The sequence below is a fragment of the Hymenobacter qilianensis genome (genome assembly GCF_014638675.1).
Lineage (GTDB): Bacteria > Bacteroidota > Bacteroidia > Cytophagales > Hymenobacteraceae > Hymenobacter > Hymenobacter qilianensis.
Genome location: NZ_BMFN01000002.1, coordinates 468521 through 482580, shown reverse-complemented (window position 1 = coordinate 482580; position 14060 = coordinate 468521). Strand labels below are relative to the sequence as shown.

Sequence of the window (14060 nt, the reverse complement as noted above, 5' to 3'; positions counted from 1 at the left end):
TGCTTTTGTTTTTATTTATGGCATTAACTTATTGATTACTAGTTTAATAAACGCGAATCGACACACCTAAAATCAGCTTAATCGCTTGTGAAGAAAATTCAGCTCGAAATCCTCGGCCTCTCATCCAGCCAATCCCAATCGGGTTCTTTCGCTCTTATTCTGGGTGAAAAAACGGGCAACCGTCGGTTGCCTATCATCATTGGCATGTTTGAGGCGCAGAGCATTGCTATTCAAATAGAAAAAATAAGTCCCAACCGTCCGCTGACGCACGACTTGTTCAAGTCGTTTGCCGAGCACGTGCATGTGGCCATCATCGAAGTGATGATTTCGGATTTGAAGGAAGGCGTATTCTACTCCAAAATTGTGTGCTCCGATGGGGCCACGACCTTCGAAATAGACGCGCGGCCCAGTGACGCCATTGCTATCGGCCTGCGGTTCGGGGTTCCGATCTTTACCGTGGAAAGCGTGCTGAGCGAAGCTGGTATCATCCTGAGCGACCTTGATGAAAACGCCGAAGATGCTTCGGACGATGATGACGAGGACGACGATGACGAGGACAATGGCGGCACTCCGGCATCGGCGCCCAGCCCCCGCGACCCGAGCGGTCAGGTGTCGCTGGATGAGCTGACCAAGATGCTGGCTCAGGCCCTCGAAAAAGAAGATTACGAAAAAGCGGCCAAAATCCGCGATGAGCTTAATAAGCGTAACGGCTAAGTTTTGGTCATGTTAGAAAGAAAGCCTTCCTTGTATGGAAGGCTTTTTTTGTGCCCTATCCTTCCACTCAACCAGTTGAAAATGCCCCCCAGCCCTGATCTTCGCTACCCAATCGGTCAGCCGACGCTGCCCGCGAGCCCGCTTTCCGCCCCTGAGCGCGCGACTTTTATTCAGCAGATAGCTGAGCTGCCGGTCCAGCTTAATACTGTGGCGCGCGAAATAGGCGGCGTCCGGCTCTTAGAGCCGTATAGGCCCGGTGGCTGGACGGGCCGCCAGGTCATTCACCATCTGGCCGATTCGCACATCAACAGCTACACGCGTTTCCGCTTGGCTCTCACCGAGGAACGGCCCACCGTGCGGCCCTACGACGAGCATGCCTGGGCTGAACTCCCCGATATAGAGGCAACACCTATCACCGTATCCTTGACGCTGCTGGAGGCTTTACATATCCGCTGGACCGTGTTGCTTCACCACCTGACGGAAGCGCAATGGCAGCACACTTTTTATCATCCCGGCAACGATCGGGATTATACCTTGGATCAAGCCTTGGCGCTCTATGCCTGGCACGGCCAGCACCACTTGGCCCACCTGACAGGCCTGCGTGACCAGAATGCGTAGCACAGATTGAATAAAAAAGCCCCCCAGAGAATAGTCTGGGGGGCTTTTTTTGTGGAAGAGAAACCCAGAGTTAAGCGCTGGTTGATTCGCCTTCTGTAATGGCTGCAAGGCCTCCTTCCGATTCGTCGTCCACTTTTTTGGCGGCTCGCACCAAGCTGCTGCTGAAGATAAATTCTTTCAGTTCAGGTACTTGAGCGTTCAGGATTTCTTCCTTGGTACCATCCCACAGCTTTTGGCCTTTATGCAAAAAGATGATGTGGTCGCCAATTTCAATCACCGAGTTCATATCGTGGGTGATGATGGCAGTGGTGATGTTGTACTCGTGGGTGATTTCGTGAATCAGCTCGTCAATCTTGAGGCTGGTGAGCGGATCGAGGCCGGAGTTGGGTTCGTCGCAGAAGAGGTAAGTACAGTTGGGTGCAATGGCGCGGGCAATACCCACACGTTTCTTCATGCCGCCGCTGATTTCGGCGGGCATTTTGTTGCCCGCGTTTTCAAGGCCTACCCGCTTCAGGCAAAACTCCACCCGGTCGCGGCGCTCTTCCCTGGTCATCTCAGGCGTCAGCATCTTGAGAGGAAACTCGATGTTTTCGTACACCGTCATGGAGTCGAACAAAGCCGAGCCCTGAAACAGCATCCCGATCTTGCGCCGGATCTCCTGCCTGATCTGCACCTTGTTGTTGGTAAACACGCTGCCATCGTAAGTTATGCTGCCAATGTCGGGCTGCATAAGACCTACAATACATTGTAGCAGCACGCTTTTGCCAGTACCTGAGCCACCCAGCAACAGGTTGCATTTGCCCGTCTCAAACGTGCAGGTGATACCCTTCAGCACTTGGTTGCCATTAAAGGATTTCTGGACGTTATGAATTTCAATCATGAGTTCAAAACAGATAATAGGGGAAGAGGTTAGAGCGGAGCAATCGGGAGAGGGGCTTTATGTTGCCAGCCTATGCCCAACCTACTGCTTTACAAAAGCAGCGCTGCTAACACGAAGTCGGCTATCAGGATTGCAATAATTGAGTTGTTTACGGCACCAGTGCTGGCTGCTCCTACTTCCAGTGCGCCGCCCGTCGTGAAGTAGCCTTTGTACGATGAAATAGCCGACACTAGGAAGGCAAATACAACCGATTTGATCAAGGCGAAGGCGATGTTGTAAGGAATAAAATCGGTGCGGAGACCTTCGATATATTCCTGAGCTGAGATAGCGCCGGTGAGCGTACCAGCTAGGTATCCGCCCAAAATAGAAAGCGCCATAGCCAGAATAACCAGCAGCGGGAACATGAGAATGGCCGCCACAATACGGGGAAGTACTAAGTAAGAAGCTGAGTTGATGCCCATTACCTCTAGGGCTGCTACCTGCTCGGTGATGCGCATCGTGCCCAAGCCACCCGCAATGCTGGAGCCAACTTTACCGGCCAGCACAATGCTGGTGATGGTAGGCGCCAGTTCCAGGATGGTCATTTCGCGCACCATAAACCCGATGGTCGATTTCGGAATGAGCGGGCTAACCAGGTTATAGGAAATTTGAACGCACGTAACAGCGCCAATAAACGCACTTACAATAGCGACAATGAAAACCGAGTCGAAGCCAATAATTACGGACTCTTCGAGGGTGCGCTGCCAAAGCGTTTTGAGGCGCTCGGTCCGCGTGACCATACTTTGAATGAAAAGCAGAAACTCGCCGAAGTTTTTGACCATAAAGCGGAAGAAGGAAGGGAGAAATACAGGAACTTGCAGAGCAAACAGCTACGCCACAGCGATGCTCGGCCCGTGTTTGGTAACCCTACGTAAAAACGAACTCAACAAGTAAAGGAATGAAAAAATATATCATTGTTACCGGAGGAACGAAGGGAATTGGGCGGGCTGTGGTCATGCGCTTTGCGCAGGCTGGCTTTGCGGTCGTCACCTGCGCCCGCTCTACCGCCGATTTGCTTACGCTCGCCACTGATATAGAGCAGGCAATTCCGGGCAGTGAGCTCTATACGCTTTCCGCCGACCTGAGCCAACCCGACGAAGCCCGCCGCTTCACCGATTTCGTGCTGGCTCTGGGGGGCAAAATTGAGGTGTTGGTAAATAATATCGGAGCCTTTACGCCCGGCCGCCTCCAAGATGACACCGAGGATGGATCGGTGCTGCGCCACATGATCGAGGTGAACCTGTATAGCACCTATGATGTAACCCGCGCCTTGCTGCCCAGCATGTTAGCGCACGGTGGGGGGCATATTTTCACGATGTGCTCGGTGGCCAGTTTGCGGGCATACCCCAGCGGTGGCGCGTACAGCGTAGCGAAGTTTGCCTTGCTTGGCCTGACGAAAGCCTTGCGCGAAGAGCTGAAAGAGCAGAGTATCCGGGTGACGGCTGTGTTGCCGGGGGCTACACTTACGGCTAGCTGGGAAGGCGCCGATTTGCCCCCCGAGCGCTTTATTAAGGCCGAAGACGTAGCTGAGGCCATTTTCGGAGCTTACACCTTGTCGCCGCAGGCAGTAGTGGAGGAGCTGTTGATTCGGCCGCAGCTAGGCGATATTTAGCCAGCGGCTGGTAAGCCAATTGTTAATTGACCTCTACTACCTTGCCCTTGCCGGTTACCCGGATGTCGGTGGCAGCCGGATTGCCACTATAGTAAAGCGTGCCGGTGCCGGAATGGGTGCCTCCCACAACGTCGGAAGCCCTGACGTAAGCTGATCCGTCGCTGCTGCGGGTAAGCTCAAAAAAGCAGCGCTTGGTTTGTAAGTCGGTGGCTCGCACCGAGCCAAGCCCGCCCACAATCAGGCTTAGCTCATCGGCCGCACCGCGCAGGCGCACATCGCCTAACTCGTACATATCCAGATACACAATGTCGCTGGTAAGGTCGAGGTCGTAGTCGCCGGCACCTACGAGGTGAAAGAAAACGGTGCTGACCCGGAAGTTGCCGGCCGTGCGGATGCTGCCAGCGCCCAGCAAGGCTACGTCGTGGATACTGGCTACGTGCAGGATTACTTCGCGGGGCGTGTCGTAGCGGCGCACCCAGTTGCAGCGGCTCGTATTACGAACGGTAAGCCGGCCATCTTCTACCTGAAGCTCAATATCCTCCTGCAAATTTTTGCCGGTGCGCACCTCGGCGTAAGGTTCAGCCAGCGTAGTATCCTGCACCAGCGTCACATCAACGTTGGTGTAGGTGACTAGGTCCTGAAAGGGTGGCAGCGCCCGGCGTTCAGTTACGATGCTGCCCGTGCTTTTAAAACAATCGCCTTCGTGATCCTTGGCGCAGCCCGAAAGCCACGACATCAGCACCAGCAGACTTACCCAACTGCGAAAAAGCCGCGGCGGGCAGCTAACTTGCAACCAACTATTCACTCGCAACATCACCAAACTATGGACCTGACCGGCAAGGTAGCTATTCTAACGGGCGTCAGCAAAGGCATTGGCCTGGCCACAGCGCAGGCATTGCTGGCCAAGGGCGCTATTGTAGCCGGCTGGGGGCGCACCCGCCCGAAGGATCTGAAGCACGAACACTTCCATTTTTTTGAGTGCGATGTGCGCAAGCAAGCCAGTGTGCAGGTTGCGTTTGCCAATACAATCAAGCAACTCGGCGCTGAGGTGCATGTGCTCGTGAACAATGCTGGCTTAGGCATTGCTGGTCCGGTAGATGGCTTCTCGGCTGATGACTGGCATATGATGTTTGATACCAATGTACACGGTACCTTTTACTGCTGCCAGGCCGTGTTGCCTGCCATGAAGCGCCAGCAAATAGGCCATATCGTGAACATCTCATCTATTGCCGGAACTACGGGCATTGAAAAAATGGCGGGCTACTGCGCATCCAAGTTTGCTGTGCGCGGCTTTTCGCAGTCGTTGTTTAAGGAAGTGCGCAACGATGGTATCAAAGTCACCTGCCTGTATCCGGGCTCGGTGCGAACCAATTTCTTCGACGATATCCCCGGCACCGATGCCAATGAGCATATGATGCAGCCCCAGGATATTGCCGATACCATCATTTATGCGCTGCAAACGCCATTTAATTTCCACATTGTGGACATGGAAATGCGACCATTACAGCCTAAAAAGTAAACTTGTGGCGCGAAGCTCCAGCTTCGCGCTTCCTTGTACCCACTTGTCGTTGTCTTCCGTTTTAGGCTCGGCAATGATGTCCGGAGCTGGAGCTTCGCGCTACATTCTATGGTTGAAATACAGCATCTGACCAAAAATTTCGGGAGCCAAGCTGCCGTGAATGATATTTCGTTCTCGGTGAGCAAAGGCGAGATTCTGGGCTTTCTAGGGCCAAACGGGGCCGGCAAGTCCACGACCATGAAGATTGCGACCGGCTATTTGCCCCCCAGTGCCGGTACGGTGCGCGTAGCCGGCCACGACGTACTGGCTGAGCCCCTGGAAGTGCGCCGCCAGGTGGGGTATCTGCCTGAGCATAACCCACTTTACCTGGATATGTACGTGCATGAGTACCTCGAATTTATTGGCTCTGTACACGGGTTGAAAGGTGCTGCGCGGCGCCAGCGCGTGGCCGCAATGGTGGATAGAGTAGGACTGGGCCGCGAGCAGAACAAGCAGATCGGGGCCTTGTCGAAAGGCTACCGGCAGCGGGTGGGGTTGGCGCAAGCCCTGATTCACGACCCCGGCGTACTTATCCTCGATGAGCCCACCACCGGCCTTGACCCCAACCAGATTGGCGAGATTCGTACGCTTATCCGGGAGCTGGGCGAAGATAAAACCGTGATTTTCTCGACTCACATTCTGCCCGAGGTAACTGCTCTGTGCACGAGAGTAGTAATTATCAATAGGGGCCAGCTTGTAGCCGATAGCTCGGTGAGCGACTTAGGGGCCCGCGCCGCTGGCGATACGCTGATCCGGGCGGAATTTGAGCAAGCCATCGACCCTGCTCCTTTGCGAGCGTTGCCGGGCATTACCAGCGTCGAAATTGCCCCCCAGAATATGTACCACATCCGGGCTAGCGCCGGGACCGATGTTCGGGGGGCAATTTCGCGCCTCGCGGCCCAGGAAGGTTGGGTACTGCTGGGGTTGCGTCAAGAAGAGCAGTCGTTGGAGCAAGTATTTCAGAACCTGACTAAATAAAATCATTAGGCGGTCATGCAGAGCAACGCGAAGCATCTCGCGTGCTGATACTGGATTATTAATCATGCTAAACATGCGAGATGCTTCGGCTCCGCCTCTGCATGACCGCCCTTTTTCACTAATTGACCCCAATGTTTGCCATTCTTCGCAAAGAATTTAATGCCTTTCTAAGCTCGCCAGTTGCCTACGTGGTGCTAGGCGTTTTCTTGGTGGCTACCGGGCTGTTCGTGTGGGTGTTTCCGGAGAGCAGCGTGCTGGACTACGGCTACGCTGACCTGCAAACCCTGTTCAATATTGCTCCCTGGATCTTTCTGTTCCTGATTCCGGCCATCACCATGCGCACATTTGCCGAGGAAAAGAAGGCGGGCACCATCGAGCTGCTGCTCACCCGCCCGCTCACCGATGGTCAGATTCTGGGGGGCAAATTTCTGGCTTGTCTGCTGCTGGCGCTGCTAGCATTGTTGCCTACGCTTCTGTATTACTATTCGGTGTACAAGCTCGGCAATCCGGAAGGCAACATAGATTCGGCAGCTACAGTCGGCTCGTATCTGGGGCTGGCGCTTTTGGCCGGGGTGTTTGTGGCCATGGGTGTGTTCGCCTCCGCCATTACCCGCGACCAGATTATTGCCTTTTTGGTGGCTGTGGTGGGCTGCTTTTTGGTGTATTCGGGGTTCGATTCGCTGGCATCTGTCTTTGAAGGAAGCCCGGCTTATTATATCAGTCAGCTCGGCATCGCGGCCCACTACCGCGACATTAGCAAAGGTCTGATCGACTCCCGCGACCTGACGTATTTCTTTAGCCTGATGGCCGTGCTGCTCTTAGCCACCCGGCTAGTGCTGCAAAGCCGCAATTGGTAACTCTGCTTACATCTTGACCCCTCCAGAAAGCTAAGATGGAAGCCTCGCACAACATGCCCGAACCACCCATTCAATCTTCCCGCAAGCGCCGCGACCTGATCCGGTTTCTGCTCATCATTGGACTGATTTTACTTTTCAATTTCATAGGACAGCGGCTCTTTTTTCGCCTCGATCTGACGGAGGAAAAGCGCTATACCATGTCGCCGGCCACCAAGCAGCTGCTGCAAAATCTGCCGGAGCCAGTTACGGTCACGGTGTACCTGGATGGTGACTTTCCGCCCGCTTTCCGCCGCCTCCAGCAGGCCGTGCGCGAAACCCTGAACGAGATGCAGGTATTTGGGGGGGCAAATTTGCGCTACGTGTTCGTCGACCCTTCGGCCGCCAGCTCCGAGAAAGCACGCAGTGAGTACCATGAAACGCTGATTAAGAAAGGCCTGCGCCCTACCAATCTGGCATCTAGTGAGAACGGTAAGCGAGTCGAGAAAACCATCTTTCCCTGGGCCACCGTGGCCGTTGGTCCGCGCGAGAAGCACGTGCTGCTATTACGCGGCAACCAAACCGCGTCTTCTGATGTGCGCCTGAATCAGAGTATCGAAGGCCTGGAATACGAGCTGGCCAGCAACATCCGCAAATTGTCGCCTGGTCGCCGCAAAATCATTGGCGTGGTGGAAGGACACGGAGAACTGACCAACGCCCAAGCCGGCGACCTGATCGGCTCATTGCAAGAGTATTACGATGTGTACCGGGTTAATCTGGCTGCCGTGCCCAACCTGCGCACTCTCGACGCGGTCATCGTGGCCAAGCCCGAGCAAGCCTACACTGAAATTGAGAAGTTCAAGCTCGACCAGTTTATTACCCAGGGCGGCAAAGCGCTCTTTTTCATGGATGCCATGCGCGTCAATCTCGACAGCGCAGCCCGCGGCGGCATGCTGGCTTTCCCGTATCAACTCAATTTAGAAGATCTGCTCTTCAAGTACGGCGCCCGCATTAACCCTGATTTAGTGCTCGATCTGAACTCCGGCGTAATCCCGCTCGTGACGGGTACCACCGGAGACCAGCCCACCGTGGAGCCGATGCCGTGGCAGTTTTATCCGCTCATCAATCAGTTCAGCCCGCACCCCATCACCCGCAACCTCGACGCGGTTTACACCAAGTTTGTGAGCACCATTGACACGGTAAAGGCCGTGGGTATTCGCAAAACGCCGCTGCTGTTCACCTCGCGCTATACTCGTGTGTTGCCTTCGCCGGTGCCTGTCAATCTGAACGATGCCCGCATGGAGCCCAATGCCAAGCTCTACCGCGAAAGCTTCAAGCCAGTTGGTTATCTGCTCGAAGGCCAGTTTCGCTCCTTATTTGCCAATCGTGCTCAGCCCGGCACCACGCAGTTTCAACCGGCCACGGCAGCCAATGCCCGCCCCGGTAAAATACTTATCATCGGTGATGGTGACTTTGTGCGTAGCGAGCTGGACCCCAAAACCGGGCAGCCCTTCCGCCTCGGCTTCGACCGTCTGGCCAACACCGAGTTTGCCAACCGCGAACTGGCTCTGAACGCCGTCGATTATATGCTCGATGAAACCGGGCTCATTGCTGTTCGCAGCAAGCAGATTACGCTCCGGCCGCTTGATAAAGTGAAAATAACGGAGCAGCGCCGTCGCTGGCAGATCCTCAATATCGGCGCGCCACTGGTGTTGCTGGGGGGCTTTGGGTTATTCCGGGCATGGCGCCGCAAACGACGGTATGCTCGGTTTTAAGTTTAATAGATAAAGGTTATTTTATTTTTATCGAATACTTCGCCAGTCTCAGCATCAACCTTTAACTCAGTACAACCATCACAGTGATTTTCTATATCCCAATAGAATCTGCGCTTTTCTATATCAAGCAAATAGATTAAGGTTTTTAAATTTCTTAGCGTCTGCGTGTTCCTGTTGTAGCTGTCTCCCGCGTTAGATCTAAACTCTGCCACTGCTGGAGCGTGTGTGGAGTTCACATCTATTCCCTTTGCACTAGATATACTTAAAGCCTTGGTCTTCGTGATTTCTAATTTATCATTAAGAAAATATTTCTGCCCAATCATCTCATCGAGACGACAGTAAGTGACTTTAAATGTGCTGTCTACTGTAATTACACTTGATCCGATCGAATCTCCTTCATATAGCAAGACGTAGCTTATGTGATAGTTTAAAGGCGGTCTAATGATAGAGTCATTACTGTATCTCTGTTCATCATAATACTCGAAATGATATGTGCAATAAAAGTTTCCTAGCTTTTCAGGAGCGATTACAATACGAGCAACGCTGTCAGCAATTTCTTTAGCCCTTGTAAATCTTTCCTTTATTTTCCTGCTAGATGTCTTAATAATAAAGTTGTCCATGGTCTTGTCACTAACATTATGTGGGCTGCCACAATTGCATAGCATAATTGCCAACATCGCAACTGGCAGAATGTAGCTTCGGGAACCAACAGGTTGCAGGATGTTCATTGTGAGACTAAGGACGCCGCAGTAGCAATAAAGATGATCTGATTGAAACGCGAGTTAGTAAGGCTCTTTCTTCATCTAACGAAACAATTATTAGCACTGGTATTAGCCACGATATATTTGGCTTTGTTCAACTTCTCATAAACACATAGCTTAACTCAAATTCATCTAACAGTTTGCGGATCATGGTGAGCAAGATTGTTTTCGTCGTAACGGGTTAGGATTGGTTATACTTACAATTGAATGTTTCATTAGCAGAACATCAGCCATTCTCCTTTTCAAAGCCCAGCCTTCCTACCTATCTTTGTCGCCTTATCCCAACCCTGGCCGAACCCCCACTATATGAAATTCATTGTCTCGTCTTCTGCCTTGCTCAAGCAGCTCCAGAGCATTAACGGCGTAGTCACGAATAACCCCGTGGTGCCTATTCTGGAGAACTTTCTTTTCGAGATTGAGGACGGCAAGTTGACCATTACGGCTTCCGATCTGGAAACCAGCATGATAACCGAGCTGCCGGTTGAAGCCCGCGAAACAGGCCGCATTGCTGCCCCCGCCCGCATTCTGCTGGATACGCTCAAAAATCTGCCCGACCAGCCTGTTACGTTTACGCTGGACGAGGAAACGTACACCATCGAAATCAGCTCGGCTAACGGCCGCTACAAGCTAGCCGGCGAGAATGCTACCGATTTCCCGCGCGTTCCGGTGGTGAAGGGTTCAGCACCGATTGAGATACCATCGTCCTCATTAGCACGGGCTATCAACAAAACCATCTTCGCGGTAAGCACCGACGAGCTGCGGCCAGCCATGACCGGTATTCTGGTGCAGTTGGCTGATAATCAGGCTACGTTTGTAGCAACGGACGGTCATCGTCTGCTGCGTTACCGCCGTTTGGACGTAGGCGCAGGTCAGTCAGCTAACCTCATTATTCCGCGTAAGGCTTTCAACCTGCTTAAGAGCGCTTTGCCATCGGAGGCTACCACGGTGAAAGTGGAGTTTAATAGCTCCAATGCCTTCTTCAGCTTCAACCAGATGCGCCTCGTATGCCGCCTGATTGATGAGCGTTATCCTGACTACGAAAACGTAATTCCGGTTAGCAACCCAAACCGCCTGATCATCAGCCGGGCCGATTTCCTGAATTCGGTAAAACGTATTTCCATTTACTCGAACAAGACGACTCACCAGGTTCGGTTGCGTCTGGCTGGCTCCGAGCTAACGGTTTCGGCTGAGGATCTGGACTTCAGCAACGAAGCCAGCGAGCGCCTGGCTTGTCAATATGAGGGTGAGGATATGGAAATCGGCTTCAATGCCCGTTTTCTGGCTGAAATGCTTTCCAATATTGATTCCGAAGAAATTACCCTTGAACTGAGCACGCCTAACCGCGCTGGCTTGCTCATGCCGACCACTGCCGACGACAACGAAAGCATTCTGATGCTGGTGATGCCGGTAATGCTTAACAACTACGTTTAAATTTTAATGGTTAAATGGCCTTGGGCTAAATGGCTGATCATTCTGCTGGCACCAATACGGCCGCAACGATCAACCATTTAACTCAAGGCCATTTAGCAATTCAAGCAATGAAGAAATCTGAAATTCGCTTTAGTATTGCCCTCGACGATCAGAAAGTGCCGGAAGCCATCAGCTGGCAGGCCACCGATGCTGGTCCCGATATTCACTTCGCCAAAGCCATCAATATCGCTCTCTGGGACCGTGACGAGCGGGGCACGATGAAAATCGACCTCTGGACCAAGGAAATGCCCGTTGATGAGATGAAGCGCTTCTATGTGGATACCATCGGGGCAATGGCCGAAAGCATTACTACAGCTACCAACGACAAGGTTATGGCCGCCAAAATGCAGGAGCTGTGCCGTACGCTTATGCAGCATCTGGAGGAAGAGGAAAGCAAAAGCAAGTAGGCTGCTTCCATACATATCATAAAAAAGCCCCCCAGAAAGATTCTGGGGGGCTTTTTTATAGTAGAAACCGGGTGTTACCTGTTACCCGAGCTTGAAGCAGAACGAGTAGGGGTGGTTGTTTTGGCCGGGCCAATGGTAGCACCTTTACTATTCGCTGGTAGCGGGTTCTTCACCGAATTCACGAAAAGGAAGTCGGAAGCGGTAGCCGCATAGTCTTTATCATACTTATAAAAAGAGCTACGAGAGCTATAGTAGTCGCTGTATTGGTTGGTAGACAAAACTGCGGTTAACTCTTTGTCGCGCTCTTTGCACACCCCTTTGCACTTTTCTTCAATAAGAGCGGGGTTGCCGGCGTGCTGCTGCTCGATGGCGGCCATCTTAGCAACTTTATCTTCGTTAATGGCGCGCAGCTTAGTGGCCTGATAGCCATTAAGGCGCAACTCCTTAGCCATCTGATCGGAGAGGCGTTGGGCACGCTCCTGCACGGCGTTCAGTCGTGGGGTGGGGCGGGTCTGGTCCTGAGGCATAGCGGCGACAGGCTTCTGTTGAGCCTGCGCACCGAGAGCAACGGTGAGAGCCAGGGTAGCGGTGGCAAGTTTCTTTCTCATCAGTGTCAGTCGTTTATCAGCTCCTAAATCAATCATTACCGGTCGGAACAGCATAAAGCTTACGACAACGGTTGTGTATGATAGTAACGAAAAACTGTGCCAGTGGGTTCAGCCCTTACCGCGCGAAGCAGCGCTATTAGCCAAATTTTTATTTTCATTATACAGTAAGCGCACCGGTATAACTACTTGTTTGGCCCGGGTATTTCAAGCCTTTCTTACCATTCGTTTTTCCACATCATCGACTCAACGGGCTTATCGGTGCGCTCATTGTACTTGGCGTTGGCTTTGCGATTGTAGAAGGTCTGCACGTCGCCCTGCACTGCAAAATAGATAAGCTGACCGATGGGCATGCCGGGATAAACGCGCACCTGTTGGGTCACGGATATCTCAAGCGTCCAGGTGTTGCAGAAGCCGACGTCGCCCTTGCCGGCAGTGGCGTGAATATCGATGCCCAGACGGCCTACGCTGGATTTGCCTTCCAGAAACGGCACCTGCGCGTGGCTTTCCGTGTACTCCTCCGTTACGCCCAGATAAAGAGTGCCGGGCTGAAGCACGAAGCCCTCAGCGGGCATTTCAAACACGTCAATCTTATTGTGAGCGCGAGCGTCGAGTACAGCATCGCGGTACGTGGCCAGGTAGCGGCCCAGGTGCACGTCGTACGAATTGGTCCCTAAGCAAGCCCGATCATAGGGCTCAATGACGATATTGCCCCGCTCTATTTCGGCCAGGATCTGCTGATCAGTAAGAATCATGTTTTAAGAAATAAAATGGATAAACAGCTAAGAAGCAGTTCGATGGCTGGTATTCGCTCACCGCTTAAAGCGTCATAGCTGTTAATTGTCTTCCTCTTCGTAGCGGTCTTCGGGTAGGTCCATCGCATCACGGCGCGGTGTGCGGCGCTGGGCCTGTGGGTCTATCTGGTCGGCTAGTCCGTCGAGGCGGGCGCGAAGATCGGGCAGCACACTCACGATAAGGTAGACCAGCAGCAGGGTAGACGTGCCGGCCAGCAGCAGGGTAAAGTAATCAACCCAATCGTGGCGCGCGGGGCTATCGGTAGTATTGGTGTGCGTAGCAGAAGCAGTTTCCTGCACTCCGGCTTCGGGCTGCGGGGCGGGGTCTTCGAGCGGCTCAGCGGGTGCTGTCGCTTCCGGATCGGCATCAACATCGGCGGGAGGCACAGCCGCGCCGTCAGCCGCCAGGTCTTCCGGGGCCGGATCTTCGGAGGCGTTAAATTGGGCAGTAGATTGTTTGATGATCCGCTGCAAAGACCGGATGAGGGCTACACGCTCATCGCGGGGCAGCACGCGGATAAAGAACTCAAAGTTCTTGTCAATGAGGACGGAGTTGAGCTGCTTTTGAAACTCGGCCAAGTCGCGGCGACCCTTGCCAAAACGGTTCTTAAAGCGCTCGGATACGTCGTTGTAGTTTTGGAACAGCTTCTTCAGGTCAGCGTTATTGTTGAAGTCGTCAAACTCGCGTCGGGCCTGATAGGTACGGAGCGTAACCGGAAACTTGCGCCGGGTAAACGACTTGTCGTACACGGTCTCCATGGTACGAAAGTTTAGCTCATCAATGCTTCGGTCGAACAAGCGCTTATTGGCCTCCGCGGGCGTCTGGGCTTGTGCCATTTGGGAAGCAGGCAAGAGCAGGCACCACAACACAAATAAGGAAGAAAAGAGACGAAGTTGGGCCATAAGAGGAGCTACAGTTTGGCCGCAAAGGTAACTGCTAGCTCATGGCTACGATAGAATAAGGCAATATTTGAGCAAAATGCGCTCGATCAAACGGAATAAGCCGCGCATGTAGT

General features: G+C 53.1%; 16 protein-coding genes. 9 read left to right on the top strand and 7 right to left on the bottom strand.

The genetic code is table 11. The features are described 5' to 3' along the window. The first annotated feature begins 87 nt into the window (after positions 1-87). Together IEW06_RS09935 and IEW06_RS09930 are read left to right on the top strand one after the other, a co-directional pair. A complete protein-coding gene (locus tag IEW06_RS09935; RefSeq protein ID WP_187732406.1) occupies positions 88-714 on the top strand; it encodes a bifunctional nuclease family protein in 627 nt (208 codons plus the stop codon). A gap of 81 nt (positions 715-795) precedes the next feature. Continuing rightward, positions 796-1332, top strand: a complete 537-nt coding sequence (locus IEW06_RS09930) for a YfiT family bacillithiol transferase (RefSeq protein ID WP_187732405.1) — start codon at positions 796-798, stop codon at positions 1330-1332. A gap of 70 nt (positions 1333-1402) precedes the next feature. Here the strand turns inward: IEW06_RS09930 and IEW06_RS09925 are convergent, their stop codons facing one another. Continuing rightward, entirely contained in the window at positions 1403-2212 is an 810-nt protein-coding gene (locus IEW06_RS09925; RefSeq protein WP_187732404.1) for an ABC transporter ATP-binding protein, read from the bottom strand. An 89-nt stretch (positions 2213-2301) separates the two neighbouring features. Then, positions 2302-3033 (bottom strand): MlaE family ABC transporter permease, encoded by a 732-nt coding sequence (locus IEW06_RS09920; RefSeq protein WP_187311221.1) that lies wholly within the window; start codon positions 3031-3033, stop codon positions 2302-2304. A 116-nt stretch (positions 3034-3149) separates the two neighbouring features. Here IEW06_RS09920 and IEW06_RS09915 point away from each other — a divergent pair, with 116 nt between their 5' ends. Continuing rightward, positions 3150-3863 carry an SDR family oxidoreductase gene (locus tag IEW06_RS09915; RefSeq protein WP_188548195.1) on the top strand — a complete coding sequence of 238 codons (714 nt, stop codon included), beginning with the start codon at positions 3150-3152 and terminating at the stop codon, positions 3861-3863. Between the two features lie 22 nt (positions 3864-3885). On the opposite strand, the gene IEW06_RS09910 is transcribed toward IEW06_RS09915, so the two are convergent. Next, a complete protein-coding gene (locus IEW06_RS09910; protein ID WP_187732403.1) occupies positions 3886-4599 on the bottom strand; it encodes a GIN domain-containing protein in 714 nt (237 codons plus the stop codon). 87 nt (positions 4600-4686) lie between these two features. Between IEW06_RS09910 and IEW06_RS09905 the strand changes: the two genes are divergently transcribed. The 4 genes from IEW06_RS09905 to gldG all read left to right on the top strand — a co-directional run bounded on the left by IEW06_RS09905 (position 4687) and on the right by gldG (position 9007). Continuing rightward, entirely contained in the window at positions 4687-5382 is a 696-nt protein-coding gene (locus IEW06_RS09905; protein WP_187732402.1) for an SDR family oxidoreductase, read from the top strand. 108 nt (positions 5383-5490) lie between these two features. After that, on the top strand, positions 5491-6399 hold the full coding sequence (gene gldA, locus IEW06_RS09900) for a gliding motility-associated ABC transporter ATP-binding subunit GldA (protein WP_187732401.1): 909 nt from the start codon (positions 5491-5493) through the stop codon (positions 6397-6399). A gap of 131 nt (positions 6400-6530) precedes the next feature. Continuing rightward, positions 6531-7256 (top strand): gliding motility-associated ABC transporter permease subunit GldF, encoded by a 726-nt coding sequence (gene gldF, locus IEW06_RS09895; RefSeq protein WP_188548194.1) that lies wholly within the window; start codon positions 6531-6533, stop codon positions 7254-7256. A 53-nt stretch (positions 7257-7309) separates the two neighbouring features. Continuing rightward, positions 7310-9007, top strand: a complete 1698-nt coding sequence (gene gldG / locus IEW06_RS09890; RefSeq protein ID WP_188548193.1) for a gliding motility-associated ABC transporter substrate-binding protein GldG — start codon at positions 7310-7312, stop codon at positions 9005-9007. 2 nt (positions 9008-9009) lie between these two features. On the opposite strand, the gene IEW06_RS09885 is transcribed toward gldG, so the two are convergent. After that, the gene (locus tag IEW06_RS09885) at positions 9010-9735 is read right to left on the bottom strand and encodes a hypothetical protein (RefSeq protein WP_187732400.1); all 726 of its coding nucleotides are present in this window, start codon (positions 9733-9735) and stop codon (positions 9010-9012) included. Between the two features lie 339 nt (positions 9736-10074). Between IEW06_RS09885 and dnaN the strand changes: the two genes are divergently transcribed. Both dnaN and gldC read left to right on the top strand, forming a co-directional pair. Further along, a complete protein-coding gene (dnaN, locus tag IEW06_RS09880; RefSeq protein ID WP_133273287.1) occupies positions 10075-11199 on the top strand; it encodes a DNA polymerase III subunit beta in 1125 nt (374 codons plus the stop codon). 107 nt (positions 11200-11306) lie between these two features. After that, on the top strand, positions 11307-11645 hold the full coding sequence (gene gldC / locus IEW06_RS09875) for a gliding motility protein GldC (RefSeq protein ID WP_187732399.1): 339 nt from the start codon (positions 11307-11309) through the stop codon (positions 11643-11645). 74 nt (positions 11646-11719) lie between these two features. Here gldC and IEW06_RS09870 read toward each other — a convergent pair whose 3' ends face one another. From IEW06_RS09870 to IEW06_RS09860, 3 genes are all read right to left on the bottom strand, one after another. Next, on the bottom strand, positions 11720-12253 hold the full coding sequence (locus IEW06_RS09870; RefSeq protein WP_187732398.1) for a DUF4890 domain-containing protein: 534 nt from the start codon (positions 12251-12253) through the stop codon (positions 11720-11722). Positions 12254-12468: 215 nt separating this feature from the next. Then, positions 12469-13005, bottom strand: a complete 537-nt coding sequence (gene dcd / locus IEW06_RS09865; protein ID WP_187732397.1) for a dCTP deaminase — start codon at positions 13003-13005, stop codon at positions 12469-12471. An 81-nt stretch (positions 13006-13086) separates the two neighbouring features. After that, positions 13087-13947 carry a hypothetical protein gene (locus tag IEW06_RS09860; RefSeq protein WP_187732396.1) on the bottom strand — a complete coding sequence of 287 codons (861 nt, stop codon included), beginning with the start codon at positions 13945-13947 and terminating at the stop codon, positions 13087-13089. Positions 13948-14060 lie beyond the last annotated feature (113 nt).

Excerpts from the sequence above, each read along its gene's own strand:
- IEW06_RS09930 (WP_187732405.1), top strand. The coding sequence starts at position 796 with ATGCCCCCCAGCCCTGATCTTCGCTACCCAATCGGTCAGCCGACGCTG.
- IEW06_RS09925 (WP_187732404.1), bottom strand. The coding sequence starts at position 2,212 with ATGATTGAAATTCATAACGTCCAGAAATCCTTTAATGGCAACCAAGTG.
- IEW06_RS09920 (WP_187311221.1), bottom strand. The coding sequence starts at position 3,033 with ATGGTCAAAAACTTCGGCGAGTTTCTGCTTTTCATTCAAAGTATGGTC.
- IEW06_RS09915 (WP_188548195.1), top strand. The coding sequence starts at position 3,150 with ATGAAAAAATATATCATTGTTACCGGAGGAACGAAGGGAATTGGGCGG.
- IEW06_RS09910 (WP_187732403.1), bottom strand. The coding sequence starts at position 4,599 with ATGTCGTGGCTTTCGGGCTGCGCCAAGGATCACGAAGGCGATTGTTTT.
- IEW06_RS09905 (WP_187732402.1), top strand. The coding sequence starts at position 4,687 with ATGGACCTGACCGGCAAGGTAGCTATTCTAACGGGCGTCAGCAAAGGC.
- gldA (WP_187732401.1), top strand. The coding sequence starts at position 5,491 with ATGGTTGAAATACAGCATCTGACCAAAAATTTCGGGAGCCAAGCTGCC.
- gldF (WP_188548194.1), top strand. The coding sequence starts at position 6,531 with ATGTTTGCCATTCTTCGCAAAGAATTTAATGCCTTTCTAAGCTCGCCA.
- gldG (WP_188548193.1), top strand. The coding sequence starts at position 7,310 with ATGCCCGAACCACCCATTCAATCTTCCCGCAAGCGCCGCGACCTGATC.
- IEW06_RS09885 (WP_187732400.1), bottom strand. The coding sequence starts at position 9,735 with ATGAACATCCTGCAACCTGTTGGTTCCCGAAGCTACATTCTGCCAGTT.
- dnaN (WP_133273287.1), top strand. The coding sequence starts at position 10,075 with ATGAAATTCATTGTCTCGTCTTCTGCCTTGCTCAAGCAGCTCCAGAGC.
- gldC (WP_187732399.1), top strand. The coding sequence starts at position 11,307 with ATGAAGAAATCTGAAATTCGCTTTAGTATTGCCCTCGACGATCAGAAA.
- IEW06_RS09870 (WP_187732398.1), bottom strand. The coding sequence starts at position 12,253 with ATGAGAAAGAAACTTGCCACCGCTACCCTGGCTCTCACCGTTGCTCTC.
- dcd (WP_187732397.1), bottom strand. The coding sequence starts at position 13,005 with ATGATTCTTACTGATCAGCAGATCCTGGCCGAAATAGAGCGGGGCAAT.
- IEW06_RS09860 (WP_187732396.1), bottom strand. The coding sequence starts at position 13,947 with ATGGCCCAACTTCGTCTCTTTTCTTCCTTATTTGTGTTGTGGTGCCTG.